Annotated in this window: 23 protein-coding genes; 11 read left to right on the top strand and 12 right to left on the bottom strand. The window is 67.9% G+C overall.

Annotation, left to right across the window (positions count from 1 at the left end; all coding sequences use genetic code 11):
• Positions 1 to 226: 226 nt before the first annotated feature.
• The 3 genes from CTB96_RS10840 to CTB96_RS10830 all read left to right on the top strand — a co-directional run bounded on the left by CTB96_RS10840 (position 227) and on the right by CTB96_RS10830 (position 3,507).
• A complete protein-coding gene (locus CTB96_RS10840; RefSeq protein ID WP_248283335.1) occupies positions 227 to 1,477 on the top strand; it encodes a LacI family DNA-binding transcriptional regulator in 1,251 nt (416 codons plus the stop codon).
• A 55-nt stretch (positions 1,478 to 1,532) separates the two neighbouring features.
• Positions 1,533 to 2,753 carry an MFS transporter gene (locus CTB96_RS10835; protein ID WP_248283334.1) on the top strand — a complete coding sequence of 407 codons (1,221 nt, stop codon included), beginning with the start codon at positions 1,533 to 1,535 and terminating at the stop codon, positions 2,751 to 2,753.
• Between the two features lie 94 nt (positions 2,754 to 2,847).
• Positions 2,848 to 3,507: a histidine phosphatase family protein gene (locus CTB96_RS10830; protein WP_110126929.1), complete on the top strand. Its 660-nt coding sequence runs from the start codon at positions 2,848 to 2,850 to the stop codon at positions 3,505 to 3,507.
• 14 nt (positions 3,508 to 3,521) lie between these two features.
• Here the strand turns inward: CTB96_RS10830 and CTB96_RS10825 are convergent, their stop codons facing one another.
• The 4 genes from CTB96_RS10825 to CTB96_RS10810 all read right to left on the bottom strand — a co-directional run bounded on the left by CTB96_RS10825 (position 3,522) and on the right by CTB96_RS10810 (position 7,154).
• Entirely contained in the window at positions 3,522 to 4,520 is a 999-nt protein-coding gene (locus CTB96_RS10825) for an LLM class flavin-dependent oxidoreductase (protein ID WP_110126928.1), read from the bottom strand.
• Positions 4,521 to 4,561: 41 nt separating this feature from the next.
• Positions 4,562 to 5,023: a methyltransferase family protein gene (locus CTB96_RS10820; protein ID WP_110126927.1), complete on the bottom strand. Its 462-nt coding sequence runs from the start codon at positions 5,021 to 5,023 to the stop codon at positions 4,562 to 4,564.
• A 119-nt stretch (positions 5,024 to 5,142) separates the two neighbouring features.
• Complete coding sequence (locus CTB96_RS10815) at positions 5,143 to 6,051, bottom strand: aggregation-promoting factor C-terminal-like domain-containing protein (RefSeq protein WP_248283333.1); 909 nt, start codon at positions 6,049 to 6,051, stop codon at positions 5,143 to 5,145.
• 500 nt (positions 6,052 to 6,551) lie between these two features.
• A complete protein-coding gene (locus CTB96_RS10810; RefSeq protein ID WP_110126926.1) occupies positions 6,552 to 7,154 on the bottom strand; it encodes a PadR family transcriptional regulator in 603 nt (200 codons plus the stop codon).
• Positions 7,155 to 7,596: 442 nt separating this feature from the next.
• Between CTB96_RS10810 and CTB96_RS10800 the strand changes: the two genes are divergently transcribed.
• Entirely contained in the window at positions 7,597 to 8,247 is a 651-nt protein-coding gene (locus CTB96_RS10800) for a LuxR C-terminal-related transcriptional regulator (protein WP_110126924.1), read from the top strand.
• Position 8,248: 1 nt separating this feature from the next.
• A complete protein-coding gene (locus CTB96_RS10795) occupies positions 8,249 to 10,453 on the top strand; it encodes an ATP-binding protein (RefSeq protein WP_110126923.1) in 2,205 nt (734 codons plus the stop codon).
• A gap of 20 nt (positions 10,454 to 10,473) precedes the next feature.
• On the opposite strand, the gene CTB96_RS10790 is transcribed toward CTB96_RS10795, so the two are convergent.
• Positions 10,474 to 12,162: a long-chain-fatty-acid--CoA ligase gene (locus CTB96_RS10790; RefSeq protein WP_110126922.1), complete on the bottom strand. Its 1,689-nt coding sequence runs from the start codon at positions 12,160 to 12,162 to the stop codon at positions 10,474 to 10,476.
• Between the two features lie 223 nt (positions 12,163 to 12,385).
• Here CTB96_RS10790 and CTB96_RS10785 point away from each other — a divergent pair, with 223 nt between their 5' ends.
• A complete protein-coding gene (locus tag CTB96_RS10785; protein WP_110126921.1) occupies positions 12,386 to 13,204 on the top strand; it encodes an alpha/beta fold hydrolase in 819 nt (272 codons plus the stop codon).
• A 34-nt stretch (positions 13,205 to 13,238) separates the two neighbouring features.
• Here CTB96_RS10785 and CTB96_RS10780 read toward each other — a convergent pair whose 3' ends face one another.
• The 3 genes from CTB96_RS10780 to CTB96_RS10770 all read right to left on the bottom strand — a co-directional run bounded on the left by CTB96_RS10780 (position 13,239) and on the right by CTB96_RS10770 (position 15,819).
• Positions 13,239 to 13,478, bottom strand: coding sequence for a DUF1272 domain-containing protein (locus CTB96_RS10780; protein WP_248283471.1), 240 nt, complete (start codon positions 13,476 to 13,478; stop codon positions 13,239 to 13,241).
• A 41-nt stretch (positions 13,479 to 13,519) separates the two neighbouring features.
• Positions 13,520 to 14,437, bottom strand: a complete 918-nt coding sequence (locus CTB96_RS10775; protein ID WP_110126919.1) for an NmrA family NAD(P)-binding protein — start codon at positions 14,435 to 14,437, stop codon at positions 13,520 to 13,522.
• A 62-nt stretch (positions 14,438 to 14,499) separates the two neighbouring features.
• Positions 14,500 to 15,819, bottom strand: coding sequence for an LLM class flavin-dependent oxidoreductase (locus CTB96_RS10770; RefSeq protein ID WP_110126918.1), 1,320 nt, complete (start codon positions 15,817 to 15,819; stop codon positions 14,500 to 14,502).
• A gap of 129 nt (positions 15,820 to 15,948) precedes the next feature.
• Here CTB96_RS10770 and CTB96_RS10765 point away from each other — a divergent pair, with 129 nt between their 5' ends.
• From CTB96_RS10765 to CTB96_RS10755, 3 genes are all read left to right on the top strand, one after another.
• Positions 15,949 to 17,331, top strand: a complete 1,383-nt coding sequence (locus CTB96_RS10765) for an O-acetylhomoserine aminocarboxypropyltransferase/cysteine synthase family protein (RefSeq protein WP_110126917.1) — start codon at positions 15,949 to 15,951, stop codon at positions 17,329 to 17,331.
• A 64-nt stretch (positions 17,332 to 17,395) separates the two neighbouring features.
• Positions 17,396 to 19,240 (top strand): DEAD/DEAH box helicase, encoded by a 1,845-nt coding sequence (locus tag CTB96_RS10760; RefSeq protein ID WP_110126916.1) that lies wholly within the window; start codon positions 17,396 to 17,398, stop codon positions 19,238 to 19,240.
• A 32-nt stretch (positions 19,241 to 19,272) separates the two neighbouring features.
• Positions 19,273 to 19,893: a hypothetical protein gene (locus CTB96_RS10755; RefSeq protein ID WP_146215797.1), complete on the top strand. Its 621-nt coding sequence runs from the start codon at positions 19,273 to 19,275 to the stop codon at positions 19,891 to 19,893.
• Between the two features lie 31 nt (positions 19,894 to 19,924).
• On the opposite strand, the gene CTB96_RS10750 is transcribed toward CTB96_RS10755, so the two are convergent.
• The gene (locus CTB96_RS10750) at positions 19,925 to 20,122 is read right to left on the bottom strand and encodes a hypothetical protein (protein WP_110126914.1); all 198 of its coding nucleotides are present in this window, start codon (positions 20,120 to 20,122) and stop codon (positions 19,925 to 19,927) included.
• A 355-nt stretch (positions 20,123 to 20,477) separates the two neighbouring features.
• Here CTB96_RS10750 and CTB96_RS10745 point away from each other — a divergent pair, with 355 nt between their 5' ends.
• Complete coding sequence (locus CTB96_RS10745) at positions 20,478 to 21,500, top strand: TerC family protein (RefSeq protein WP_110126913.1); 1,023 nt, start codon at positions 20,478 to 20,480, stop codon at positions 21,498 to 21,500.
• 22 nt (positions 21,501 to 21,522) lie between these two features.
• On the opposite strand, the gene CTB96_RS10740 is transcribed toward CTB96_RS10745, so the two are convergent.
• From CTB96_RS10740 to CTB96_RS10730, 3 genes are read right to left on the bottom strand one after another with little or no spacing between them, the layout of a single operon-like run.
• Positions 21,523 to 22,077: a hypothetical protein gene (locus tag CTB96_RS10740; protein ID WP_110126912.1), complete on the bottom strand. Its 555-nt coding sequence runs from the start codon at positions 22,075 to 22,077 to the stop codon at positions 21,523 to 21,525.
• Entirely contained in the window at positions 22,077 to 22,667 is a 591-nt protein-coding gene (locus CTB96_RS10735) for an RNA polymerase sigma factor (protein WP_110126911.1), read from the bottom strand. Before CTB96_RS10735 ends, CTB96_RS10740 begins: the two co-directional genes overlap by 1 nt.
• Before the next feature lie 48 nt (positions 22,668 to 22,715).
• Entirely contained in the window at positions 22,716 to 23,408 is a 693-nt protein-coding gene (locus CTB96_RS10730; protein ID WP_110126910.1) for an NUDIX hydrolase, read from the bottom strand.
• A gap of 90 nt (positions 23,409 to 23,498) precedes the next feature.
• Here CTB96_RS10730 and CTB96_RS20520 point away from each other — a divergent pair, with 90 nt between their 5' ends.
• Entirely contained in the window at positions 23,499 to 23,663 is a 165-nt protein-coding gene (locus CTB96_RS20520) for a hypothetical protein (protein ID WP_181397232.1), read from the top strand.
• Position 23,664: the final 1 nt, after the last annotated feature.

The raw sequence follows: 23,664 nt of genomic DNA, 5'->3' as shown, positions 1-23,664 counted from the left end.
GAGCAGGCGGAAAGGGCCACGGCAATGACCGCGGCGGCGCCGAAGGCCGTGTATCGGCGTGCGGCCCGCCTGCCTGCAGCGGACCGCTGCCGAGTGGAAGTGTGTCGTACTGTCTGACTGGTCAAGATCGTTCCCTTCACGGGGAGTGCATTAGTTGGTGGCGACGCTGCCGCAAACTCAGACGTCTTCGTCGTTGTCTCTACGTCATGGGGGCCAAGCTCGCGCTGTGAGCCGTCCAATCTGGTGTAACGATTTACTGACCATAACGGCCGGTTTTGCGTTCGTCAAGCATTCCTCATCGAACAATCTGGCCGCCAACCCGGCCAAGCTTGCGGTCGCTAGCGGCATCGTTGCGCTAAGTCTGGTAGATCGTTACACTGCTGAAAACCCCACCTTTCAGCCGATGCCCCGTGAATGGAAAACGATGGAGAAGGTCACCATCCAGCAAGTCGCCCGAGCCGCCGGAGTGTCCGCGAGCACGGTTTCGAACCTGCTGAACGGCCGCTCCGGACGCATGCTTCCCGCTACCAGGGACCGCATCACCGAGGCGATCGCCCAACTCGGGTACCGGCCTAATCGGGCGGCCCGCGAGTTGCGCACCGGCCGCACCCGCACGGTCGGACTGATCGTGCCCTCGGTCGGCAATCCCTTCTGGGGCGCCTTCGCCCGAGAACTCGAGCACGCCGCGCTCGCAGAGGGCTACAACGTGCTGCTGTGCAACAGTGAGCGCGATCCGGAACGCGAGAGCCACTACGTCGAAGAGCTGTGGGACGACGGCGTGCGCGATATCGTCCTCTGCACCTCGCTACCGTCCTTGAATCACCTGGCCCACATCATCGACCAGGGCCTACGCCTGGTCACCTTCGACCGCCCCGCCCAAGCCGACGATCCGTCCACCGTGGTGAGTATCAGCATCAACAACGTGGTGGGCGGGCACCTGGCTGCTTCCCATCTGACTGGCCTCGGCCATCGAAGGCTCACCTTCGTTTCAGGCTCGCTCCGCTCGGTCAACCGCACCGGGCGATACCAGGGATTCTGCTCCGCCGTCGAGTCTGCAGGGCTCGCGGTGGCGGATATGACCCTGTGGACAGGCGCAGACGAGTCCCCGTTCGGCGATGTCGAAGCTGCCGATGTGGGCCGACGCGCGGTGCACGAGATTTTCGCCGCCGCCGACCCGCCCACGGGGGTGGTGGCCATCAACGACATGACGGCCCTCGGCGTCTGTCGCGGGCTGCGCGACCTCGGCCTTCAGGTCGGCCGTGACGTGTCGGTTGTGGGGTTCGACGACATCATCCTGGCCGATCTCTATGATCCTCCCCTCACGACGGTGCGCCAACCGATCAGTCAGATGGCGCAGCTGGCCATTGCAGAGATCGTCTCTCACCATGGACTCGCCCACCGTGAGCCCGGTCGCTCGGTGCTCCTTCGACCCGAACTGATCGTGCGCGGTTCAACGGCGGCACCGCCTGTCAACTAGCGCCCCGCCTCCCCCGCCCCGCCGCCCGCGGGGAATCACCCTGGATTCCCTCAGCGTGCCCAACTTTCGACTGTTCACGATCTCCAACGTGATCGCTATGACCGCCACCTGGATGCAGCGCATCGCCCAGGGCTGGCTGGTGCTGCAACTCACCGACAGTGTCGCCGCCGTCGGCGTGACCGTGGCCATGCAGTTCACACCGATGCTGCTCTTCGGCCTCATCGGCGGGGTGGTCGTCGACCGATACTCCAAACGGATGTTGCTGATGTTCACTCAGTCCGCGGCGTCGGTGCTCAGCCTCACCCTCGCGGCTCTCACACTGGGCGGCCTGGTCGAGGTCTGGCATGTCTGGGTAATCGCCTTCATCCTCGGGCTCGTCACCGTCATCGACAATCCCACCCGGCAGGTGTTCGTCAACGAGATGGTGGGCCCGCAGTTCCTGCGCAATGCCATCACCGTGAACTCCTCGGCCTTCCAGCTGGGTGGACTCGTCGGCCCAGCGATCAGTGGACTGCTGATCGTGGCCGTCGGGGCCGGTTGGTCGTTCGCGATCAATGGGATGGCGTGTCTTCTCACCGTGCTCGCCCTGGTACTCCTGGACACCACGGCGCTGCATCGCAAGCCACCGACACCTCGCAGCAAGGGCCAGTTGCGCGAGGGTCTGCGATATGTGGTGGCCACCCCCACCATCCTGTGGCCGCTGGTGATGATGTCGTTCCTATCGGTCTTCGCCCTCAACATGCCCGTACTTCTGGTCGCCTTTGCAGGGGACGTCTTCGCCGCAGGCGCCGGCGGCTACGGCCTGTTCAACAGCCTGGTCGCGGTGGGTGCCCTCTCCGGCGCGCTGGCGTCAACTCTGCGGGTCACGATCCGTCTGCGCACCGTGATCTTCTGCGCCGGAGTATGGGCGTTGATTCAGGCGTCACTGGGGCTCATGCCCAATCAGCTGGCGTTCGGCGCGGTGCTCATAGCCTCCGGCATGGCCAACCAGTTCTTCTTCATGGCCTGCAATCCGCTCGTGCAACTGTCATCGAACGTCCGCATTCGCGGGCGGGTCATGTCCGTCTACGTGCTGGTCTTGCTCGGCGGTCAGGCTCTCGGCAGTCCCCTGATGGGCTGGGTGATCGAACATTTCGGCGCGCAGACGGGCATGCTTGTCTCCGGCTTGGTTCCCGCGGGCGCCGCCGTCACCATTGCGCTCGTGCTCGCCCGACGCCATCAGCTTCGCTGGGACTGGCGAGGCGGACGTCGTGGCCGGTGGGGACGACGGCGATGACGACGGGGCTACGTTAGGCAGCCGTGTCTCGAGGCGACTTCAGGTCACGTCTGACGTGCCGACAGGACCTCGATCTCCCTATGCTGGAATGACTATGCGACTCTTGCTGATCCGCCACGGCCAGACACCCGCCAACGTCCTCGGACGGCTCGATACCGCCCGGCCCGGCCCCGGTTTGACCGATCTCGGCACCCGGCAGGCCGCAGCCATCCCCGAGGCGCTGCGGTTCGAGTCGATCGACGCGGTCTATGCCTCCGCGCTCGTTCGCACGCAGCTCACCGCCGGCCCCCTCGCCCTCGATCGGAGCCTCGACATCCGGGTGGGCGACGGTCTGCACGAGATCGAAGCCGGCTCCCTCGAGGGGCGCAGCGACCAGACGGCCGTGCACGCCTACATGAAGACGGTGTTCGCCTGGGGAGCCGGAGACCTCGACGTGGAGATGCCAGGCGGCCCGAACGGTCAGGCCTTCTTCGACCGGTTCGACGCCGACATCGCCGTGGCGGCGGCCAGCGCCCACACCGCGGCCGTGTTCAGCCACGGCGCGGCGATCCGGGTGTGGGCCGCGGCCCGCGCCACGAACGTGCCGCCCAAGTTCGCCGGACTGCACGACCTCGACAACACCGGTGTGGTGGAACTGTCCGGGTCACCCGAAGACGGCTGGACCCTGATCTCCTGGGCGGGTGTACCTCTCGGCGGCATGCCGCTGGTCGACGCGGATGCCGCCGACCCGACCGGCGAGGCGTTGGACGCCTAGCCCGGCACCGCGGCTCAGACGGTGACGCCGGCCATCGCCTCGGCGGTCAACTCCACGGAACGCAACCTGGCGTCGATCCCCTGCGAGGCGTGCGCCACGATGAGTTCGTCGGCCTGTGTCCTGGTGGCCAGGTCGTCGAGGAAGATGCGCACGTCTGACGGTGTGCCCACGGCCGTGTAACGCATCATGTCGGCCAGGCGGCGACCCTCGGTGGTGGTGAGGAACGCTTCGATCTGCTCGTCGGAGTAGTCCGGTGCGGCCGGTCCACGGCTGATCATGCTGCGCACCCGGGAGAGGCGCATCGTGTTGAACTGCGCTCGGGCATCCGCCGCGTCGTCGGCCGCGATCACATTGGCGGCCACCATCAGGTAGGGCTCGGCCAACTGCGCCGACGGCTGAAAGTCACGACGGTAGGTGGCGACGGCCTCGAACAGCGAGTCCGGGGCGAAGTGCGACGCAAAGGCGTAAGGCAGGCCGAGCGCGGCGGCCAACCCGGCACCGAAGAGCGACGAACCGAGGATGTAGAGCGGAACGTTGGTGCCGGCACCGGGCACGGCACGCACGCCGGGGATGATCGACTCATCGCGCAGGTAGGCCTGCAGCTCCATCACGTCCTGCGGGAACTGGTCGGATGCCCGCGGGTCGCGGCGCATCGCCCGCGCCGTGGTCTGGTCGCTGCCCGGCGCCCGGCCCAGGCCCAGGTCGATGCGGTCCGGATAGAGCTCGGCGAGGGTGCCGAACTGTTCGGCGATGGTCAGCGGCGAGTGGTTGGGCAGCATGACGCCGCCTGAGCCCAGACGAATGGTCGAGGTCTGCGAGGCCACATGGCCCACCAGAACGCTCGTGGCCGACGATGCGATCGTGGGCATGTTGTGGTGCTCGGCGTACCAGACGCGCTCGTAGCCGTGCTTCTCGGCGGCCTGGGCGAGGGCGACGCTGGCCGCGAAGCTCTCCCGAATGGTCTGGCCGGGGGCAATGGGAGCGAGGTCGAGAATGGAAAGCGGTGTCGTCATGCTGGGGGTAACGGTTTGGAGCCGCGAAATCATACCCGCGGTCACCGAATTCGACCGACCCCGGGCAGAAAGCGGCCGACCCGGGCGGCGTACTCGGAGTAGGCGGGGTGCTCGTCGACGAGCATCCGTTCTTCCCACCGCGCCTTTCCTGCCAGGAGTCCCCACAGGGCAAGCCAGGCCAGCACGTGCAGAAACGACGAGCCGATCAGGGTGAGCCCCAGTCCCCCCGACATCAGCCCGGTGTAGATGGGGTTGCGCACGATGGAGTAGATGCCGTTCGTGGCCAGCGGCGCGTCGTCGCGCGGTATGGGGCTGGCGGACATCGCCGGGCCGAGGGTGGTCGCTCCCTGCACCGCAAGGGTCACCCCCACCGCGAAGAAGACCACGGATGTGGCCACGACGAATCCGTTGACCGGCCACACGGTGCCGTGCGGCAGAACCAACAGCGCCACCAGCAGCAGGAACTGCACCAGCACCAGAGTGAACGCGAACGCACGTTTCATGCCCCGAGAGTACGCCCGCTGGCGGAGCTGTGCAGTGGCCCTGGATCGTCACGGCTGCTGGCACGAAAACGGCCCATGGACGTCGTCCATGGGCCGTTCGTGTGCGTTCCAGCTGCGGGTCAGTACCAGCCGACCGACTCGGACTTGGACCAGGCCGCGCACGGCGTGCCGTAGCTGCCGGCGATGTAGCCGAGACCCCAGGAGATCTGGGTGGCGGCGTTGGTGGCCCAGTCGGACCCGGCCGACGCCATCTTGCTGCCCGGCAGGGCCTGCGGAATGCCGGTGGCGCCGCTGGAGGCGTTGTAGGCGTTCACGTTCCAGCCGGACTCCTTGTCCCAGAGGCTGACGAGGCAACCGAACTGGTCGCCGCCCCAGCCGTACTTCGCGGCCATCATGTCGCGGGCGATCGCCTGGGCGCCGCTCGGGTTCGACGGTGCCGACGGGGCAGGTGCACTGCTGGCCTCCGGCGCCGCCTGGGCTTCCGCAGCCTCGGCGGCTTCGGCAGCAGCCTGCTCGGCGGCGGCCTCTGCTGCCGCCTGCTCTGCTGCGGCCTGCTCCGCGGCAGCCTGCGCTGCGGCTGCCTGCTCGGCGGCGATCCGGTCCGCCTCGGCGGTTGCGGCCTGCACGGGGGGTACCTTCTCGTTCGCCGCGTCGACGAGTTCGTAGATGCGCGGCGGGTCGAGCTGCTCATAATTGCTGAGCATGGCCACGGTCGTGGCGAGGTCGCTGGAATCGGCTTTGTTCTGCGCGGCGGTGATGACTGCGGTTGCGCCGGAGAGCGTGCCGGCTGCGGCCTTCTCGGCGTGGGCAGAGGCGATCTGGTTGAAGGCCTCGAGCTGTTCGGCGTGCCGTTCAGTGCTCTCGGTCAGCGCCGCGGTCTCGGCGACCCTGTCGTTCTGTGCCGCCATGGCGGGCTGCAGCACGAAGCCGGTTCCAGCCAGGGCTCCAACACACAGCACGGAAAGTGCTGCGGCGGACCGGCGGGTCATGCGGGTGCGGTGGGTGCGGCCGGAGCGGGTCTCTGCCACTGCGGCGCTGCCGGAATCTGTGCTTCCGGGATCAACGGCCCCGGGGCCGGAGGTGGTGTCTGGTGATGCGGTGGAGCGAAAAGCGGCAAGGCGGGAAAAAAGTGAAGTCACGGTTATGTATGTCTTTCACACAGCGAATCGCCCTGCTGCGTGCGCGGAGCGGTTCTTAGTCGACGTTCCACGGGCGGGGGCCCGCCCGGGCGAAGTGTCCACCCTGCAATATGTTTCTGCATGGATCCTCACTTTTTACCGTGAGTGTCGTCTGAACGGACCTTCAGGGGTTGCGCTCAGCGGCAGGATCTGCAAGTCAAGCTAATTACCTGATCAGGTCGAATTGCCAGGTGTACGTTTCGTCGATTTTCTCCCAGACGCCCGTGAGGGCATCCCAAATATCTTCACGGTCATAATGACCGTCGCGTTGCTCCGGCCCCGCCGACCGGCGCAGCCATCGACATTGTCGACGGTTCGCCGGTCGGCGCCAGGGGCATCTCAGAGGCCGGTCAGTCGGCGAGGATCAGGTAGAGCGCACGCCGGGCCTCGTCGAGCTTCTCGACCGCAGCGGCACGCTGGGCGTCCGTCGCTGAGAAACGGAACTGGTGCACGACGCCCATCAGCTTGCCGACGCTCTCGTGGTACGCCGCATCGGCATCCGACTGCCCAGGGGTGGCCTCCCAGGCCTTCTTCAGTTCGTCGGCGTGCTCGGCCAGGTAGGCCGTGCCCGACTCGGTGAGCTCGTACTCGGTGCGGCGACCGTCACCGGTGGGTGAGATGAGCTCTTCGTCGACGAGCTGCTGCAGGGTGGGGTAGACCGATCCCGGGCTGGGGCGCCAGGCTCCGCCGGTCTTCTCCTCGATCGCCCGGATGAGGGCGTAACCGTTGGACGGTCCGTCGGCGAGGAGGGAGAGGATCGCGGCTCGAACGTCGCCCTTGTTGGCGCGTCGGCCACCGCGGGGTCCGCCGGGACCGAAGCCACCGAAGCCGGGTCCGCCGGGTCCGAAGCCGGCGCGACCGAAGCCGCGGCCGTGCTCCGCGCCGGAGTCGTGGTGGGCCCGGCTGAAGTCCGGGCGAAAATCTGGATGGTTGGGGTGATGAAAGCGCTTCATGGTCGCGTTCTTCCTTTCGGGGGTGCGTCTGAATTCGACGCGCCGCGGAACTTCCGCGACACTCAACGATATATCGCTGAATGTCTTTAAGTCAAGTGTGGCTCAGCTCGGATGATGATCGGGCGGGCGTTCCCCAGCGCTGGGCGCGATCGTCCGAGGACGCGCTCGATCGGCGGCAGGGCCATCGGCGCCAACCACCGGAAGAACCGGGTGCGGGTCAGGGGCGCGATCGCACGACGAACTGCGGAGAGCACGACAGACATGGCCCCAGTGTGCCCCCACAGCCACATTCCTGTACCTCTCGGTCGGCGGTTACCTCTGGCCTGGATCCAGTACTGTGAATTTATCGTTTTGGGGGGCAACGGTTGGGGGTCGCCCGGCCACGAAAAGAGTGGTTTTCCCACCCGCTTTCGCACCCCCTTCGGGCAGCCAGAGGAGTTCCATGCCGCATGCGGGTGCACGGATCGCGATCGTCGACGATCATGAAATCGTCATACTGGCCCTGCGCCCTCTGATAGCGAGCTCCCCCGACCTCGAGTACGTGGGTTCGGCCTCGTCAGTGCCGAAGCTCCTGCGCACCTCGCCCGGCGCCGACCTGGTGGTGCTCGACCTCAACCTGCGCGACGGCTCCACCCCCGGTGACAATGTCGCCGCCCTGCGAGAATGGGGGGCACAGGTGCTGGCCATCACGTCGGGCGAGAACCCGTTCCTGATCCGTGAGGTGTCCCGCTCCGATTCCCTCGGACTGGTGCGCAAGTCGGCACCGGCGCAGCACATCCTCGCCGCCATCCGGCGCGCTGCGCGCGGTGAGATCGTGGCATCGACCGAATGGGCGGCCGCCCTGGATTCCGACCCGGACATCGGCGCTGCACCCCTGACCAACCGGGAGCGCGACGTTCTGGCACTGTATGCGTCGGGCCTGGGCGCGAAATCCGTGGCGACCCACCTGGGCATCAGCGAGAACACCGTCGATGACCACATCCGCCGGATCCGTGCGGAATACCTGGCGCTCGGCCGCCCGGCCAACACCAAGGTCGACCTATACCGCCGCGGCGTCGAAGACGGATTCATTCCGCTGCCGGTCAAGAACTGAGGTGAGCGTTCCGCCCGGCCGCTCCGAGACCTCGGCGGTGCGACTCCTCACCGCCGGGATCGGACTGGGAACCGTCATCTCGGTTGCGGGCGTCAGCTCCCTGAACATGGCCGGTTCGCCGGCGATCGCGTCGGGGTGGTACGGGATCATCACCATCGCCGTGCTCGGGGTGCCGTTGCTCGGGGCCCTCCTGGCATTCTGGGCCTCACGAAACACCTTGCGCGTCATCAATGCCGCGACCGTGCTCGCCCAGCTCGCCCTGCTGGCAGCCTGGCTGCCCCTCACGCAGGCGGAAGGGACCGTGGCCGGCGCGCTTCCCGCCGGTCTGCCGTGGATCCTCGCGACCTCGGTGTCCACCGTCGCGGCCGCGGTGATCGCCACCGGTCCGCTCGGTGGCGTGGCGGTGCTGGTCGTGCTGAGCGGATGCGTCGCCCTGTTCCGGGGCATCCTCGGCCTCGAGACGCTCAACTCGATCGCGTACGACATGCACACCTTCGTCACCTCGCTGGTGGGATGTGTGCTGACGAGTGCGCTGATCCATGCCGCCAGGTCCCTCGACCGCGCCGCCGGAATCGCGGTCATCGTGGCCGAACGGCAGGCCGCTGCCGAAGCTCGGCTGTCTATCCAGGTGGCCACCGACGCGATGGTGCACGATGAGATCCTGGCCACCCTGCTGCTGGCGGCACAGAACGCCCCGGAGTTCCGCACCGCAGTGGCCGATCAATCCCGGAGTGCGTTGCGCATGATCGAGGAGTTGGCGGCACCGCCCACGGAACCACCCCCGGTCTCGGTCGACGACTTCGTGCGGGACGCCGGCCAGACCACCCGCCGCTTGGACGCCACCGCGCACTTCCAAAAATCCACAGCGGACGGGCAGACCATGCCGGCGGATGTCGCGGCCGCCCTGCACAGCGCTCTCGCTCAAGCCCTGGCCAACAGCGTTGCCCATGCCGGCGACGGGCCGGTGCGCCGCTCAGTCGCGGTGACCGGAACGACAGCGGGGGTCACGGTCACCGTAACCGACGACGGCCAAGGATTCGACCCCGACCGCGTGCCGGCGGATCGGATGGGCATCACCACCAGCATCCTGGGGCGACTGGACAACACTGCGGGCGGCTCAGCCCGGGCCAATTCGGCTCCGGGCCAGGGAACCACCGTCACCCTCACCTGGTCGCCGCCCGCCCCGCCACCCGCCGAGATGCAGTCGCCCCCTGTGGCCACCGGCCCGTACGGCGCGCGGCATCGCGGCTTCGACCTGGGCGTGCGGCTCACCGTGATCACCTTCGTTCTGGCGCAAGCCGTGCTCGCAGCCAACCAGGCCGTCAACTCGCCCCAACCGCTGCCGGCGGTGCTCGCCCTCGTGAGCATCTATGCCGCCGTCGCCCTGCTGGGCTGGCGCAGCCTGGCGCAGCCCGATCTGGTGCGCAGCCTCGCGATTCTCGGCACCATCACGGCGTCGTCGGCCATCGTGCTCTCCCCCACACTCACGGGGGCGTCGGCTCAGTGGGACACCTGGTACCTCACCGCGAACTCGGTGTTGTTGGCTGCCCTGGCGCTTCGCAAACGCATCGGCCTCGCCTGGGTGGGGCTCGCGCTCATGCTGGTCCTCGTGGTCACGAGTGTGCTCGTGAACGGGCACCCCGCCACCGACGCCACCCGTCTCCTGACCCGGCCCACGGCTCTCCTCACGGCCAGCAGTGTTCTGGGGTTCTGTATCAACCGCATGCTCGAGCGCATCACCATAATGCATGCCGGTGAACTGGCCGCGACGAAGACCCTGTCCTTCGAGGCCAACAGCGCGCACGAACGGCACGCCCATTCAGCGAACCTGGGCGCCAAAGTCGGGCCGTTGCTCACCGTTCTGGCGCGCGGCGAGGTACTCGCCGATGCCGACGTTCGCGAGTGCCTGGCCCTGGAGGGAGCCTTACGCGATCAGGCCAGGGGCGGCCGGCTGGTGCGCTCGCCGTTGGTGGGCGCGACGCTGGCGGCGCGCCGGCGCAGCATCGACGTCTCCCTGCTCGACGACGGCCAGCACGACCTCGACGACGACCAGCTCGACACAGTGCTGGCCTGGATGGGCGACCACCTGGACCGATTACCGGCCGGCTCGTTCACCGGCCGGTTGCTACCGCCCGGCCGGACCGACCGGGCGACGGTGGTCACCGTCGACGGTGGCGGTGGCGTGAGCGCGCACAGCTGGCGCTGACCCTCCCACCGGCTGTCGGCTTACAGGGTGGGCAGCACCTGTTCACGCACCTTGCGCCGCAACACCTTGCCGAGCATGGTGCGCGGGGTGTCGGTGATCTGCACGATCCGGCGGGGAATCTTGTAGGCGGCCAGGTGCTCCCGGCAGTGGTCCTGCAGGGCCTTCTCATCCAGGGTCGCGCCGGGCTCGAGCTCCACGGCGGCGGCCACCATCTCTCCGCCGCGCTCCAACGGCTTGCCGAACACCGCGGCATCCACCACCGACGCGTGCAGGCGAAGCACGGTCTCCACCTCGGTGGGCGCCACGTTGAACCCGCCGGTGATGATCAGGTCTTTCGCGCGGTCGACGATGGTGGAGAAGCCGTCCTCGTCGACCGTGACGATGTCGCCGGTGCGCAGCCAGCCGTCGGGAGTGAGGGTCTTCGCGGTCTCCTCCGGGTTGTTCCAGTAGCCCTGGAACACCTGCGGGCCCTTGAGCAGCAGCTCACCGGGCTCACCGCGGGTGACCTCCACGGTGGGGTCGTCGGGGTCGGTGACCTTCATCAGGGTCGACGAGAACGGGATGCCGACGGTGCCGGGCCGGCGGGTCGGGTAGAACGGGTTGCCCATCGCCACCGGAGACGCCTCGGTCATGCCGAAGCCCTCCACCAACAGGCCACCGGACACCGACTCCCACAGTTCCACCACGTGGTCGGGCAGGTTCATCGCACCGGAAATGCAGAACTTGCACGAGCGCAGCGAAATGCCGCGTTCCTTGGCGGCGAGCGCGGTGCGTTCGTAGATCGGCGGCACGGCGCAGTACACCGTTGCCGGTGTCTTCTTCATGGTGTCGAGCACGGTCTTCGGGTCGAACTTGGGGAACAGCACCAGCAGGGCCTGCTTGTGGATGCCGTAGGTCAGGTACAGCGTGAGGCCGAAGGAGTGGAACATCGGCAGGATCGCGTAGAAGACCTCCTTGCGGTACTCGGCTCCGTGCATCCACGCTTCACCCTGCAGGGCGTTGCAGTGCAGGTTGTAGTGGGTGAGCATGGCGCCCTTGGGCCGGCCGGTGGTGCCAGACGTGTACTGGATCGCGGCCAGGTCGTTCAGCGCGGGGCGGGAGTGCTCGGGGTCGATCGCGCCGTGGCTGAGCAGGTCTTTCCACGGGGTCGTGCCGGCGGCCGAACCGGTGAGCGCGGCGCGGGATTCGCGCAGGCTCTTCACCGGCAGGTACAGCGCCAGGCGCTTCACGGTGGGGAACGCCTCCAGCAGGTTGACCGAAACGATGTGGTCGATCTCGATGTCGGCCGGGAACGCGCGCACGGTGGGGGCGACCTTGTCCCAGGCGATCACGATGCGGGCCTGGTGGTCCTCGAACTGGTGCCGGAGTTCAGGTGAGGTGTAGAGCGGGTTGTGCTCGACGACCACGCCGCCCAGCCGCAGCACGGCGTAGAACGCCACCACGTGCTGGGGACAGTTGGGCAGGATCAGGGCGACCCGGTCGCCGGCGCGTACACCCAGCAGGCGCAGCCCCTCGGCGGCCTGGTCGATCTGAGCACCCAGTTCGGCGTAACTGGTGCGGCGGCCGAAGAACTCCAGGGCCGGAGCGTCGCCGGCTTCCGCCACCGCGTGCTCGAGCATTTCGACGAGCGAGGTGGTGGGGTAGTCGATCTCAGCGGGCACGCCGGGTTGGTAGTGCTTTACCCAGGGCTGCTGCTCAGTTATGGCCATGCAGACATCCTCCCGCGAACCGGGGTGCTCGTGTGCACGACACGACGCCTCGTGAACGCACATCTGTGCCGGATGCCGCCGGCCGGCCCCACCCGATTGCCGTGAATTGCTGACGGAGGGATTGACCGGCGCTGTGGGCCGGTGGCACGGTGGCAGCGGATGCAGCGCTGCCGGACACATCCGGTTCGCCGCGCCGCACCGAAGGGTCTCGAAGGGAGACATCATGCCAACGGTCACGTCTCAGGACGGCACGATTATCGCCTTCGACGCGCTGGGCAGCGGACCGGCCCTGATCCTGGTCGACGGCGCCACCTGTTACCGCGACGCCGGGCCGATGCGCCCGCTGGCCGCGTTGCTGGCGGCGGCGTTCACGGTCGTCTCCTACGACCGCCGCGGGCGCGGGGCCAGCGGCGACACCCTGCCGTTCTCGGTGCAGCGCGAGATCGACGATCTCGATGCTCTCATCGCAGAGTCCGGCGGCTCCGCGGCGCTGTTCGGCATATCGAGCGGCGGAGCGCTGGTGATCGCGGCCGCGGCCGCGTTGGGAGCCAGGGTGAGAGCGCTGGCCGTCTACGAGGTGCCGGTGAGTATCGAACTCGACCCCGGCGCCAGGCGTTATTCCCGTGAGCTCGGGGCCGCGTTGGCGGCGGGTCGCCGCGGCGCCGCGATGGAACTGTTCCTCACCCGGGTGGGCCTGCCGGCCGAGCAGATCGCCGGCATGCGCCGGGCGCCGATGTGGCCGGCGTTCGAGGCGATCGCGCCGACCCTCGCCTACGACGATGCCGTGCTGGGCGACGGCCTGCTGCCCTACGACCGGATCGAGGCCGTCGAGGTTCCCGCGGTGGTGCTGAGCGGGGAGTTCGCGCCGGAGTTCATCCGCGAGTCGGCCAGGGCCATGGCCACGGCATTTGCCCACGGCCGGCACATCGAACTCGCGGGCCAATCCCACGACGTCGACCTCGCCGTGCTGGCACCGGCGCTTCGCACCGCACTCGAGTCGGCGCACCCCGGTACCGTGCGGCGGGATGCCGACGAAGACTGAGCCCCACGCCCGGTGCAACCGGTCAGCGTGCGATTCAGACCCCAGCCGGCTGGCAGCCGGCGGCGACCACGCGAACACTGGAGGCCGGTGCGGTCAGCAGCTTGTGCGGTGCCCGGCTCGGCCGGAGCTGCAGGCTACCGCCGCAGTTGGGGCACGCTCCCGCCGGGAAGGTTCGAACACAGTCGGCACACCAGGTGCACTCGAACGAGCAGATGAACGCCACGTCGGCCGACGGCGACAGGTCGCGGTCGCAACACTCGCAATTGGGTCGCATCTCGAGCATGGATCTGCCGCCTGCCTGACTGGGAACGAGGACTAAGTGGAATGAATCGTACCGGGATGCGCGGCCAGGAACTCGGCGAAGGTGCGCGGCTTCAGACCGTAAACGGCGCTGTGCGCCGGCCGGGCACGATGGTTGACCTGTTCGTACCAGACCTGCTTGGCCACCCAGCCCGGATGATGGCCCCGCTCGACCAGGGCGTCCGGGTCCTCGTGCACATACCGGAAGCTGCGGCCGAACGCTTCGGAGAGCAGCTCCGCGATCTGCGGAAAGGTCATCACGTCACCGGCGAGCTCCACCTCCGCCCGATCGAAGATCTCGGGTGCGAAGAACGCCGCCGCCGCGGCCTCGCCGATGTCGTCGACCGCCACGAGCGGTAGCGGCACGTGCGGCGCGGTGGCCGCCGCCAGAACGCCGTCGCCCTGCTCACGGAACATGCCGGCCAGCCGGGGCGGCACGAAATTGTCCATGAAGATCGCCGGTTTCAGCAGGGTGACGATGGGGATGCCCGACTCCCGGGCGGCTCGCTCTACGGCCTCCTTGTCGTTCCAGTAGGCCTCGTCGTAGGCGCGGTCGATCCGGGAATGCCCGGGCTCCCAGCCCGACACGGATGAGTGCACCAGGTGGCGCACCCCGGCGCGTTCGGCCGCCGTCACCAGCGCGGTTCCGTGCCGCACCTCGCTGGCGGGGTCGGTGGCGGTGGCCGAGAGCACAACGGTGAATAGGCCGCTCGCCCCGCGCAACAGCCGGTCCAGGGACTCGGGCTGATCGAGGTCACCCTCGACCAGCCCGATGCCCAACGCCGCCAGCTCCAGAGCGGCCGGGCCGGTCGCGTCTCGCACCAGTGCCACCACCGGCACGCCCCGGCGGCGGAGTGCCCTGGCCACGGCCCCGCCCTGCGACCCGGTGGCCCCCACGATCGCTATCGGCCCGGTCGGTGCGAGGGTGCTCATGTCGGTGGTGCTCGTTTCTGGGAAGTGCTCGTTTCGGTTCTGCCCTATTCTGCCAAACCGGATTAGAAGTCGGCCAGGTTGGCCCGCAACCCGCCACCGCCGAACGAGTCACGCAGCACGCCCCGTTGCCGGAGCTCCGGAACCAGCTGGTCGAGCATCCGGTGCACGGTCACCGGGTGCAGGTCGCCGTTGATGATGAAGCCGTCGTTGTCGGCCGTCTCCCCGAGCTCCTCGATGAAGTCAGCGAATTGGGCGGCCGTGCCCACGAAGCCGGTCTTGTCGCTGATGGTGCCCTTGCGCGCCTTGCGGGCGGCGATCTGGCGCAGGGTGTCGGTCTCGAGGTCGCCGCCGGCGCCCACGAGGTTGTTGATGGTGCCCTGCGACACATGTTGGCCGAAGACCCCCGGTCCGATCGGCCGGTCCAGGTCGAGCACGGTCAGGTCGGTCTCCAGGTCGCTGGACTGCGCGGCCAGGACCTGCCGGAGCAGGTCGTCGGACGGGTGCCGGGTGGCCGCCACCACGCGGCGCGCCTCCTCCTCGCTCGCCACGATCTCCGGGGTCAGCACGAAGAGAATATTGATGTCGGCCGGTGTGCGTCCGCGCGCCACCGCCGCAGCGTGGATCTTCGCCCGGTAGGCGGTGATGCTCTCCGCGGTCAACGGGGCCAGGGCCAACTGCACGTCGGAGTGCGCGCCGGCGAAGCCCAGGCCCCGGCCGGACCCGCCCGGCGAGACCACCACGGGGTCGCCGTCGTCGAACGGCAGCGCGTTCAGCGGCCCGTCGAACCTGAAGTACTCCCCCTCATGCGAGAACGCGTCCAGCTTGGACGCATCCGCGAACTGCCCGGTGGCCGCGTTGTTCACGTGGGCGCCGTCGCCCCAGCTGTGCCACAGCCGACGGATGCCGGTGAGCCATTCCTCCGCACGGTCGTAGGCGGCGTCGTGGGCCAGTTCAGGCAGGCCGAAGTGCCGGGCGCTCTTCACGTCGGTGACCACATTCAGGCCGAACCGGTTGCTGCTCAGGTGCTGCAGGGTGGCGAATTGTCGGGCCGCGAGGTAGGGCGGGTAGGCCCCGGCGTTCACGGTGGGGGCGACGCCCAGGTGTGTGGTGGCGTCGAAGAGGTAAGGCGCCAGCAGCAGCGGGTCGTGCTTGGGCCCGCCGTAGGCGGAGTTCACCCGCAGATTCAGGGTGTCCGGTGAGCCCAGCGAGAGGGCGTCCTCGATGATGAGCAGGTCGAACCCGGCCTGCTCGAGTTGCCGCACCGACTGCTGGTAGATCGCGGGCTTCTGCCACTCGTAGTTCCACCGGTAGTCGGGTCGGCCCCACCCCTGGGGGCCGAAGCCGCGGCCGAAGAACCATCCGAAGTGCTGCAGGTGTGCCATGGATCCAGTCTCGGCGGGGCAGGCGGGATGCGCACGATTGTGTCGTTCTGTGAACCGGGCCGATTGTCGCCCGCTCCGGTGGCACGTAGCGTGGCTGCTCACCAGGACAGGCCGAGAGGGACCAGCACCATGACCACCACCGCCACACCGTACGGCCAGGACCACTTCGGCTTCGCCACCGAGCAGGTTCACGCCGGCGAGATCGTGGGCGGCGATTTCGGTGCCCGCATCACCCCGATCTACCTCACCGCCGGCTTCGTCTTCGATTCCTTCGACCACGCCCAGGCGCGCTTCGCGGGCGAAGACGGCGGCCTCGTCTACACCCGCTACGCCAACCCCACCAACGCCGCTGTGGAAGCCAAGCTCACCGCTCTCGAACACGGGGTGGACTCGCTCCTGGTGGCCAGCGGCCAGGCCGCGATCACGGTGGCGCTGCTGGGCATCCTCAAGTCCGGCGACCACTTCCTCTCAGCGCCCAGCCTGTACGAGGGCTCGAAGACCCTGTTCCGGGAGAATTTCGCCCGGTTCGGCATCGAGGTGGAGTTCGTCGACGATCCGCACGATATCGAGGACTGGCGCCGCCGCATCCGCCCCAACACCCGGGCGATTTACGGCGAGACCATTCCGAACCCCAAGAACGACCTGATCGACATCGGTCAGATCGCCGCCTTCGCGCGGGAAGAAGGGCTGCCGTTCGTGATCGACAGCACGGCATCCACGCCGTACCTGATCCGGCCACTCGACCACGGCGCCTCCATCGTGGTGCACTCGGCCAGCAAGTTCCTCAGCGGCCATGGCGCGTCCCTGGCCGGCGTTGTGATCGACGGCGGCACCTTCGACTGGGCGCGCTACCCCGACAAGTTCCCGCAATTCAATACCCCGATCGGCGGGGCCGGTTCGCCGACCCTGGTGCAGAAGTTCGGCAACACCGCCTACCTGGAATACACCCGCACGATCATCGCGGGGCGGCTGGGTCCCGTGCTCTCGCCGTTGAACGCGTTCCTGCTGCAGCAGGGCCTCGAGACCCTCTCGCTCCGGGTCGCCCAGCACTCCCGCAACGCCCTCACCGTGGCTCGCTGGCTCGAGGCGCAGCCGGAAGTGGCGTCGGTGGACTACCCGGGGCTGCCGTCCAACCCGTCACACGCCATCGCCCGGCGGTACTACCCGCGCGGCACCGGGTCGGTGTTCGGTTTCACCCTGCACGGCGGCCTGGCGGACGCCCGCACCCTGATCGATTCGGTGGAGCTGTTCAGCCGGATGTCGCACCTCGGTGATGTGCGCTCGCTCGTGCTGCACCCCGGCACCACGTCGCACGCGCATCTGAGCGCCGAGGAACGGGACCGGCTCGGCATCTTTCCCGGTCTGGTGCGCCTGTCGGTGGGCATCGAAGACGAAGATGACCTGCTGGCCGACCTCGCGCAGGCGTTCGCGGCCCTCCGCGCCACGCACGCCTCGCCGGTTTCGGTTGCGGTGAGCGAGCTCTCTGGCGCCGAACTGCCCCTTTCGGCCTAACCTGGGGGCACGGATTTGCCTCTCCCGAACGGGGTATGCACTCCGACCGACTACCGTTGGTAGTATGACGCCTCCTGATACAACTGCACCGACCGAGGCAGACACTGCCCGCGCGACGATCACCTTCTCCGAGCTAGGGCTCAGCGATTCCGTTCTCAAGGCCCTCAAGGACGTCGGCTACGAGACCCCGTCGGCCATCCAGGCCGCCACGATTCCCCCGCTCCTCGACGGCCGTGACGTCGTGGGACTCGCCCAGACCGGCACCGGCAAGACCGCCGCGTTCGCGCTGCCGATCCTCTCCCGCCTCGACCTGTCCCAGAAGAGCCCCCAGGCGCTCGTGCTGGCTCCCACCCGCGAACTCGCCCTGCAGGTCTGTGAGGCGTTCGAGAAGTACGCCGCCCACATGAAGGGTGTGCACGTGCTGCCCGTCTACGGCGGACAGGGTTACGGCATCCAGCTCTCGGCGCTGCGTCGTGGCGTGCACGTTGTCGTCGGCACGCCCGGCCGCATCATGGACCACCTCGAGAAGGGCACCCTCGACCTCACCCAGCTCAAGTACCTGGTGCTGGACGAAGCCGACGAGATGCTCAAGATGGGCTTCGCCGAAGACGTCGAGACGATCCTCGCGGATACCCCGGATGACAAGCAGGTGGCGCTGTTCTCGGCCACCATGCCCGCCCAGATCCGTCGCATCTCCAAGCAGTACCTGAACAACCCCGAAGAGATCACGGTCAAGAACAAGACCACGACCTCGGCGAACACCACCCAGCGGTACCTGCTGGTCTCCTACCCGCAGAAGGTCGACGCGCTCACCCGCATCCTCGAGGTGGAGAACTTCGAGGGCATGATCGTCTTCACCCGCACCAAGAACGAGACCGAGACCCTCGCCGAGAAGCTGCGTGCGCGCGGCTACTCCGCCACCGCGATCAACGGCGACGTTCCCCAGGTGCAGCGCGAACGCACCGTCGAGCAGCTCAAGAGCGGCAAGTTGGACATCCTGGTCGCCACGGATGTGGCCGCCCGCGGCCTGGACGTGGAGCGGATCAGTCACGTGATCAACTACGACATCCCGATCGACACCGAGTCCTACGTGCACCGCATCGGCCGCACCGGCCGCGCGGGCCGCAGCGGCGCCGCGATCAGCTTCGTCACCCCGCGTGAGCGTCACCTGCTCACCGCGATCGAGCGGGCCACCCGCCAGCCGCTCACCCAGATGCAGCTGCCCAGTGTGGAAGACGTCAACTCCACCCGCCTCACCCGCTTCGACGACGCCATCACCGCCGCCCTCGAAGAGACCGCCCGCATCGCCGCGTTCCGCGACATCGTCGGTCACTACGTCGAGCACCACGACGTGCCGGAGGCCGATGTCGCCGCCGCCCTCGCCGTGGTCGCGCAGGGTGACACCCCGCTGCTGCTCAACGCCGACGACGTGCGCGCCGCCCAGCGCTTCGACCGTGAGCGCACCGAACACCGCGATCGTGACCGGGGCGACCGCCCCGTGCGCGAGCGCCGTGACGACCGTGGCGGTCGCGACGACCGCGGCAGCCGTGACGACCGGCCACTTCGCAGCGAACGCCCCGAGCGTCGCTCCCGCGACAGCAACCGGGCCATGGCCTCGTTCCGCATCGAGGTGGGCAAGCGCCACAAGGTGGAGCCGCGTCAGATCGTCGGCGCCCTCGCCAACGAAGGCGGCCTGAGCCGCGAAGACTTCGGCGCGATCCAGATCCTGCCCGAGTACTCCCTGGTCGACCTGCCGGCCGACCTGTCCGGTGACGTGCTCGGTCGCCTCTCGGCCACCCGTATCAGCGGAAAGCTGATCGAGATCCACGCCGACAACGGCGCCTCGGCCGGCCGGAACGACCGTCCGCAGCAGGGCGACCGGTCAGAACGACCGCCGCGCCGCTACTGAGCCAGCGCACACTCAACCGGGGGGACGAGAACATGAGCACTGCACCGACGACGGAAGCGACCAGGCCGGCCGTACGGATGCATCAAACCCATGATGCATCCGGCGCGCCGGCCCCGGTGGAGTTTCTGGAGATCCTTCCGACGAATGCCATCACGGAGACCGTGGGCTCCTCGGCCATGCGGTTCCTCGCCACCCTCAATCCCAGTCGAACCGACCGGGAGAACACCTTTTTCTACTCCGACCCCGCTCGCGGGTCGGGCTGGTTGCAGATCGAGGGTTTCCGGCAGAGCGACGCCGACCGGGTGTACCAACTGGTGCGCATGGAAGAGATCGTGCGCGTGGTCGGACCAGAACCGCGCAAGAATCCGGACTACCTCCTCGGCAACGCCTTCATCCTCCGATCGAACAACCCCTGGATCATGATCGCCCTAGGCGTCGTGATCTTCGGCATGAGCCTCTACGGACTCAGCTACATTGCCGTGTACCCGCACCTCGCCTGGTTGTACATCAGTCTGGCGGCCGTGCTGATGGGCCTCGCCATCACCATCTGGGTCATCCTGGGCCGCCAGCGCGTGGGTTGGTGGCATCGCGCCCGCCGGCGCGTACGCGAGACCGGCGAGAAGATGCCCGACGACCTGCGCATCTGGAGCTGAGTCAGCGCCCAGCGCACGCGCCGGCGGCCGATTAAGCCTCGATCGCCAGGTGGCCGCAGCTGGCGATCAGGGCATCCGCCAGCGCTGCGGCGTCGCTGAAGCCGATGTGATCCTCATAGCCGGCCTGCACGTGTACCGGGGCGCCATGGATGACGCCGATCAAGTGGTCCCTGACCGCGGCCATGCGGCCCGAGTGCGACTGGGTGGGTGTGATGGTGGTAGCGGTCATGGTGTCTCCAGGCGGGTCTGGTTAGAGCTATCCGGTGCATCGGGATGAATGGAGCGCCCTCCCCCGGTACAACGGGTGCGCCACTCGCCATCGAGAGTATGCGATTGCACAGAGTTTCGGAGGGCCTAAGGTCCCGCCAGAATTCGAGCCTCGTGGCCGTTCCAGACGGACAATACGGCTAATTCTCAGCTTCACCCCCTTAACCTTGGGGATTGCAAGGGGAGTACTCCCACGCGGCGCACCCGTCAATACGGACTTAACGAAGAGTCCCGGGACGCTGGCTCGATGGCTGTCATAAGCTGCCGGGTGGAAGAGACCTTGATCTCCGTCCATTCCCCATGCCCTGGAGCTCTCCTTGAATATCACTCCCACAATCTGGCTCATCACCATTGCCGTGACGATCGCCTTCTTCGCCTACGAGTTCTTCGCGCACGTACGCAAACCCCACGAACCCACGGTCGGCGAATCGGCGCGTTGGTCGGCGTTCTACATCGGTCTCGCGCTGCTCTTCGGCGTGGGCATCGGCGTCGTGTCCGGGTGGACCTACGGCGGCGAGTACTTCGCCGGCTACCTCACCGAGAAGGCGTTGTCGATCGACAACCTGTTCGTCTTCCTCATCGTGATGGCAGCCTTCTCCGTGCCCAAGGCCTACCAGCAGAAGGTGCTGATGTTCGGCATCATCATCGCGCTGATCATGCGCGGCGGGTTCATCGCGGTGGGCGCGGCCCTGATCGAGAACTTCTCCTGGGTGTTCTACCTGTTCGGCGCGCTCCTGTTCGTGCTCGCCTACATGCAGGTCAAGGGCCACGGCGGCGACCCGGCGAACAACCTCTTCGTGCGCGTGGCCCGCCGGGTACTGCCTGTCACCGACAAGTTCGACGGCGACAAGCTCACCACCAAGATCAACGGCAAGCGCTTCGTCACCCCGATGCTGTTGACCATCATCGCGATCGGCTTCATCGACCTGGTCTTCGCGATCGACTCGATCCCCGCCATCTACGGCCTCACTTCTGAGGCTTACATCGTCTTCACCGCCAACGCCTTCGCCCTGATGGGCCTGCGTCAGCTGTTCTTCCTGATCGGCGGCCTGCTCGAGCGTCTGGTCTACCTCTCCCAGGGCCTCGCGGTCATCCTCGGCTTCATCGGCCTCAAGCTGGTCTTCCACGCCCTGCACGTCAACGAGGTGCCGTTCATCAACGGCGGCGAGCCCATCCTGTGGGTGCCGGAGATCCCGATCTGGTTCTCGCTGGTGTTCATCGGTGCGACCGTCGCGGTGGCCACCATCGCCAGCCTGGCCAAGACCCGTAACGACGCCGCCAAGGCCGACCGTGCCCAGGTCGACGGCCAGCCGATCACCAAGGCGAAGGACTCGCACTAACCGAGCGCGAGCTGGCGCTGCGTCAGCGGGCCAGGGCGCGGGGCTCGATGTAGCCGATGACGGTGACGCCGTCGGCCAGGTAGATCGGCACCCTGAGCGAGGCGGCGGCAAAACCGTTGAGGTCCAGATCCGACGCCTCCGCGTCGCTCAGGAACTGTCCGTCAGATGTCGGCACTCCGGAGGCGCTCGTCGCCATGACTGAGTACAGGTCGACATCGTAGGCATAGCCGAGTTGCCCGTTCAGCATCACGGCCGGCGACAGACCGGACTGCGATTCCGCGGTGGAGTCGGCCGCGGCTTCCGCCACGGAATCATGTCCGTTCTCGGTGGCAGCAGACTGCGCTGTCAGTTCGGAGTCGTGAGCGAGCCGGTCGTAGACCACCACGCTGCCGGCACCCACACCGCCGGCACAGAGAAGGGCCACTGTCGCGGCTAGCGCGAAAGACGTGCGGGACAGCCGGGCGATCCGGGGCCGGGATGTGCCGGCCACCGTGCGAATCAGCAGGCGCCGAATCTCAGCGCTGCGTTGCGGGTCGAATTCGGGTCGGCCCGCGGGCGCGTCGGTGTGGTGGGTCATCAGAGGCTCCATCCCTCTCGCGCCTCGGGGGCGGCGGTCAGCAGCAGTTCGGCCATTCGGCTCTTCGCCCGGTAGAGGCGGGATTTCACGGTGCCGATCGGAATCCGCAGCGCCAGGGCGGCCTCCGCGGTCGTCAATTCCTCGAGCACGCACAGGGTGAGGATGTCCTGGTCGCGCGCGCTGAGCTGGGCGAAGACCGCCCGCACACCCGGCGCTCGCCTGGCGCGGTCGATCCCCACGCCGGCGTCATCGGCGGGGTCCGGATGCGACGGGTCCGGCGAGAGCTTGGCCAGCGCCAGCCGGTAGCGACGAGCCGACCTGGCCTGATTACGGCAGACGTTGTTGGTGGTGACCAGCAACCAGCCGACGATCGACCCGTTCACCACTCGCACCCGTCGGCGGTGCCGCCAGAGTTCCAGGAAGGCGATCGCCGTCACGTCCTCCGCATCGTGCCGGGAGGCGAGCGCCCGGAGGGCATGGCCGAACACCCGATCACGGTGCAGGTCGAAGATCTCGCCGAACGCTCCCGCGTCCCCCTCGACGGCCCACGCCCAGAGCTCGTATTCGTTGGTTCCCCCGGCAGCGGTCATACCTAATAGTGTCCGCACCGGAGGATTGGTTCCAACCCGGCAACGTGGTCAGAGTTCTGGGCGCACCACCCGGTCCTTGTTCCAGGCGACTGCCCAGTCGAGCTCGTCGAACATGCGTGACAGCACGATCGCGGTGAATCCCCAGACGAGCCGGCCGTCGACGGTGAACGCCGGCGCTCGGTAGGTGGTACCGGCGACGGTGTGCTCGGTGCTGGCGCGGTTGGCCGGGTCGAGCAGGTCGGCAACGGGTAGCCGGAACACGTCGACGGTCTCGGCGTGGTCCACCGCGGCCACGTCGGACCGGTGGGTCCACCAGGCCGGAACCGGGGTGACGATGTGGTTGCTCACCGGCACGGCCAGATCCGGCAGAACGCCGAGCGGTTCGAGACCATCGGCATCCAGCCCCGTCTCCTCCACCGCCTCACGCAGCGCTGCAGCGATCGGGCCCGAATCGGTGGGTTCGAGCCGGCCGCCCGGGAACGCGATCTGTCCCGGGTGACTGCCCAGCGTCGCCGCCCGTCGCAACAACAGAACGTCTAGGTCCGCCGGTACCCGGCTGGCACCGGCAGCAGACGCCGCCCGCGCCGGCACCGCGTCGAGCACGCCGAACAGCACCAGAACGGCCGCCCGCCGCGCGGCTGCGGGATTCGCCAGTAACCGGGTGGTGTGCGTCTGCCAATCCAGGCCTCGCTCGCACAGCGCCGCGAGTTCGGCGCGGGGATCCTTCGACACAGCGAGCATGCCCCCAGCCTACGCAGCACGGCCCGACGGGCATGCGGCGGCATTGACACCAACCGTGGTGGGGAGAGCGAGAAGTTCTGGCGCAACTGGATGAGCACAGCTACGCCGCCCCACGCCGAGGAGATCGACGCCACCACGGGCCGGCACCTGGGCAATTTTCCACAGGCCTTCACCCATCTCGCCCTGATCGACGCGGCCCAACGGCTGATAGCGGCGGACCAGCGGGAGGACGAGGCCACGACCGGCCTCGGGTGAG

It is taken from the genome of Cryobacterium arcticum, from assembly GCF_003185895.1.
GTDB lineage: Bacteria > Actinomycetota > Actinomycetes > Actinomycetales > Microbacteriaceae > Cryobacterium > Cryobacterium arcticum.
This window is presented reverse-complemented; position numbering and strand designations above follow the sequence as displayed.

Excerpts from the sequence above, each read along its gene's own strand:
- CTB96_RS10830 (WP_110126929.1), top strand. The coding sequence starts at position 2,848 with ATGCGACTCTTGCTGATCCGCCACGGCCAGACACCCGCCAACGTCCTC.
- CTB96_RS10825 (WP_110126928.1), bottom strand. The coding sequence starts at position 4,520 with ATGACGACACCGCTTTCCATTCTCGACCTCGCTCCCATTGCCCCCGGC.
- CTB96_RS10820 (WP_110126927.1), bottom strand. The coding sequence starts at position 5,023 with ATGAAACGTGCGTTCGCGTTCACTCTGGTGCTGGTGCAGTTCCTGCTG.
- CTB96_RS10810 (WP_110126926.1), bottom strand. The coding sequence starts at position 7,154 with ATGAAGCGCTTTCATCACCCCAACCATCCAGATTTTCGCCCGGACTTC.
- CTB96_RS10800 (WP_110126924.1), top strand. The coding sequence starts at position 7,597 with ATGCCGCATGCGGGTGCACGGATCGCGATCGTCGACGATCATGAAATC.
- CTB96_RS10790 (WP_110126922.1), bottom strand. The coding sequence starts at position 12,162 with ATGGCCATAACTGAGCAGCAGCCCTGGGTAAAGCACTACCAACCCGGC.
- CTB96_RS10785 (WP_110126921.1), top strand. The coding sequence starts at position 12,386 with ATGCCAACGGTCACGTCTCAGGACGGCACGATTATCGCCTTCGACGCG.
- CTB96_RS10780 (WP_248283471.1), bottom strand. The coding sequence starts at position 13,478 with ATGCGACCCAATTGCGAGTGTTGCGACCGCGACCTGTCGCCGTCGGCC.
- CTB96_RS10775 (WP_110126919.1), bottom strand. The coding sequence starts at position 14,437 with ATGAGCACCCTCGCACCGACCGGGCCGATAGCGATCGTGGGGGCCACC.
- CTB96_RS10770 (WP_110126918.1), bottom strand. The coding sequence starts at position 15,819 with ATGGCACACCTGCAGCACTTCGGATGGTTCTTCGGCCGCGGCTTCGGC.
- CTB96_RS10765 (WP_110126917.1), top strand. The coding sequence starts at position 15,949 with ATGACCACCACCGCCACACCGTACGGCCAGGACCACTTCGGCTTCGCC.
- CTB96_RS10760 (WP_110126916.1), top strand. The coding sequence starts at position 17,396 with ATGACGCCTCCTGATACAACTGCACCGACCGAGGCAGACACTGCCCGC.
- CTB96_RS10755 (WP_146215797.1), top strand. The coding sequence starts at position 19,273 with ATGAGCACTGCACCGACGACGGAAGCGACCAGGCCGGCCGTACGGATG.
- CTB96_RS10750 (WP_110126914.1), bottom strand. The coding sequence starts at position 20,122 with ATGACCGCTACCACCATCACACCCACCCAGTCGCACTCGGGCCGCATG.
- CTB96_RS10740 (WP_110126912.1), bottom strand. The coding sequence starts at position 22,077 with ATGACCCACCACACCGACGCGCCCGCGGGCCGACCCGAATTCGACCCG.
- CTB96_RS10735 (WP_110126911.1), bottom strand. The coding sequence starts at position 22,667 with ATGACCGCTGCCGGGGGAACCAACGAATACGAGCTCTGGGCGTGGGCC.
- CTB96_RS10730 (WP_110126910.1), bottom strand. The coding sequence starts at position 23,408 with ATGCTCGCTGTGTCGAAGGATCCCCGCGCCGAACTCGCGGCGCTGTGC.
- CTB96_RS20520 (WP_181397232.1), top strand. The coding sequence starts at position 23,499 with ATGAGCACAGCTACGCCGCCCCACGCCGAGGAGATCGACGCCACCACG.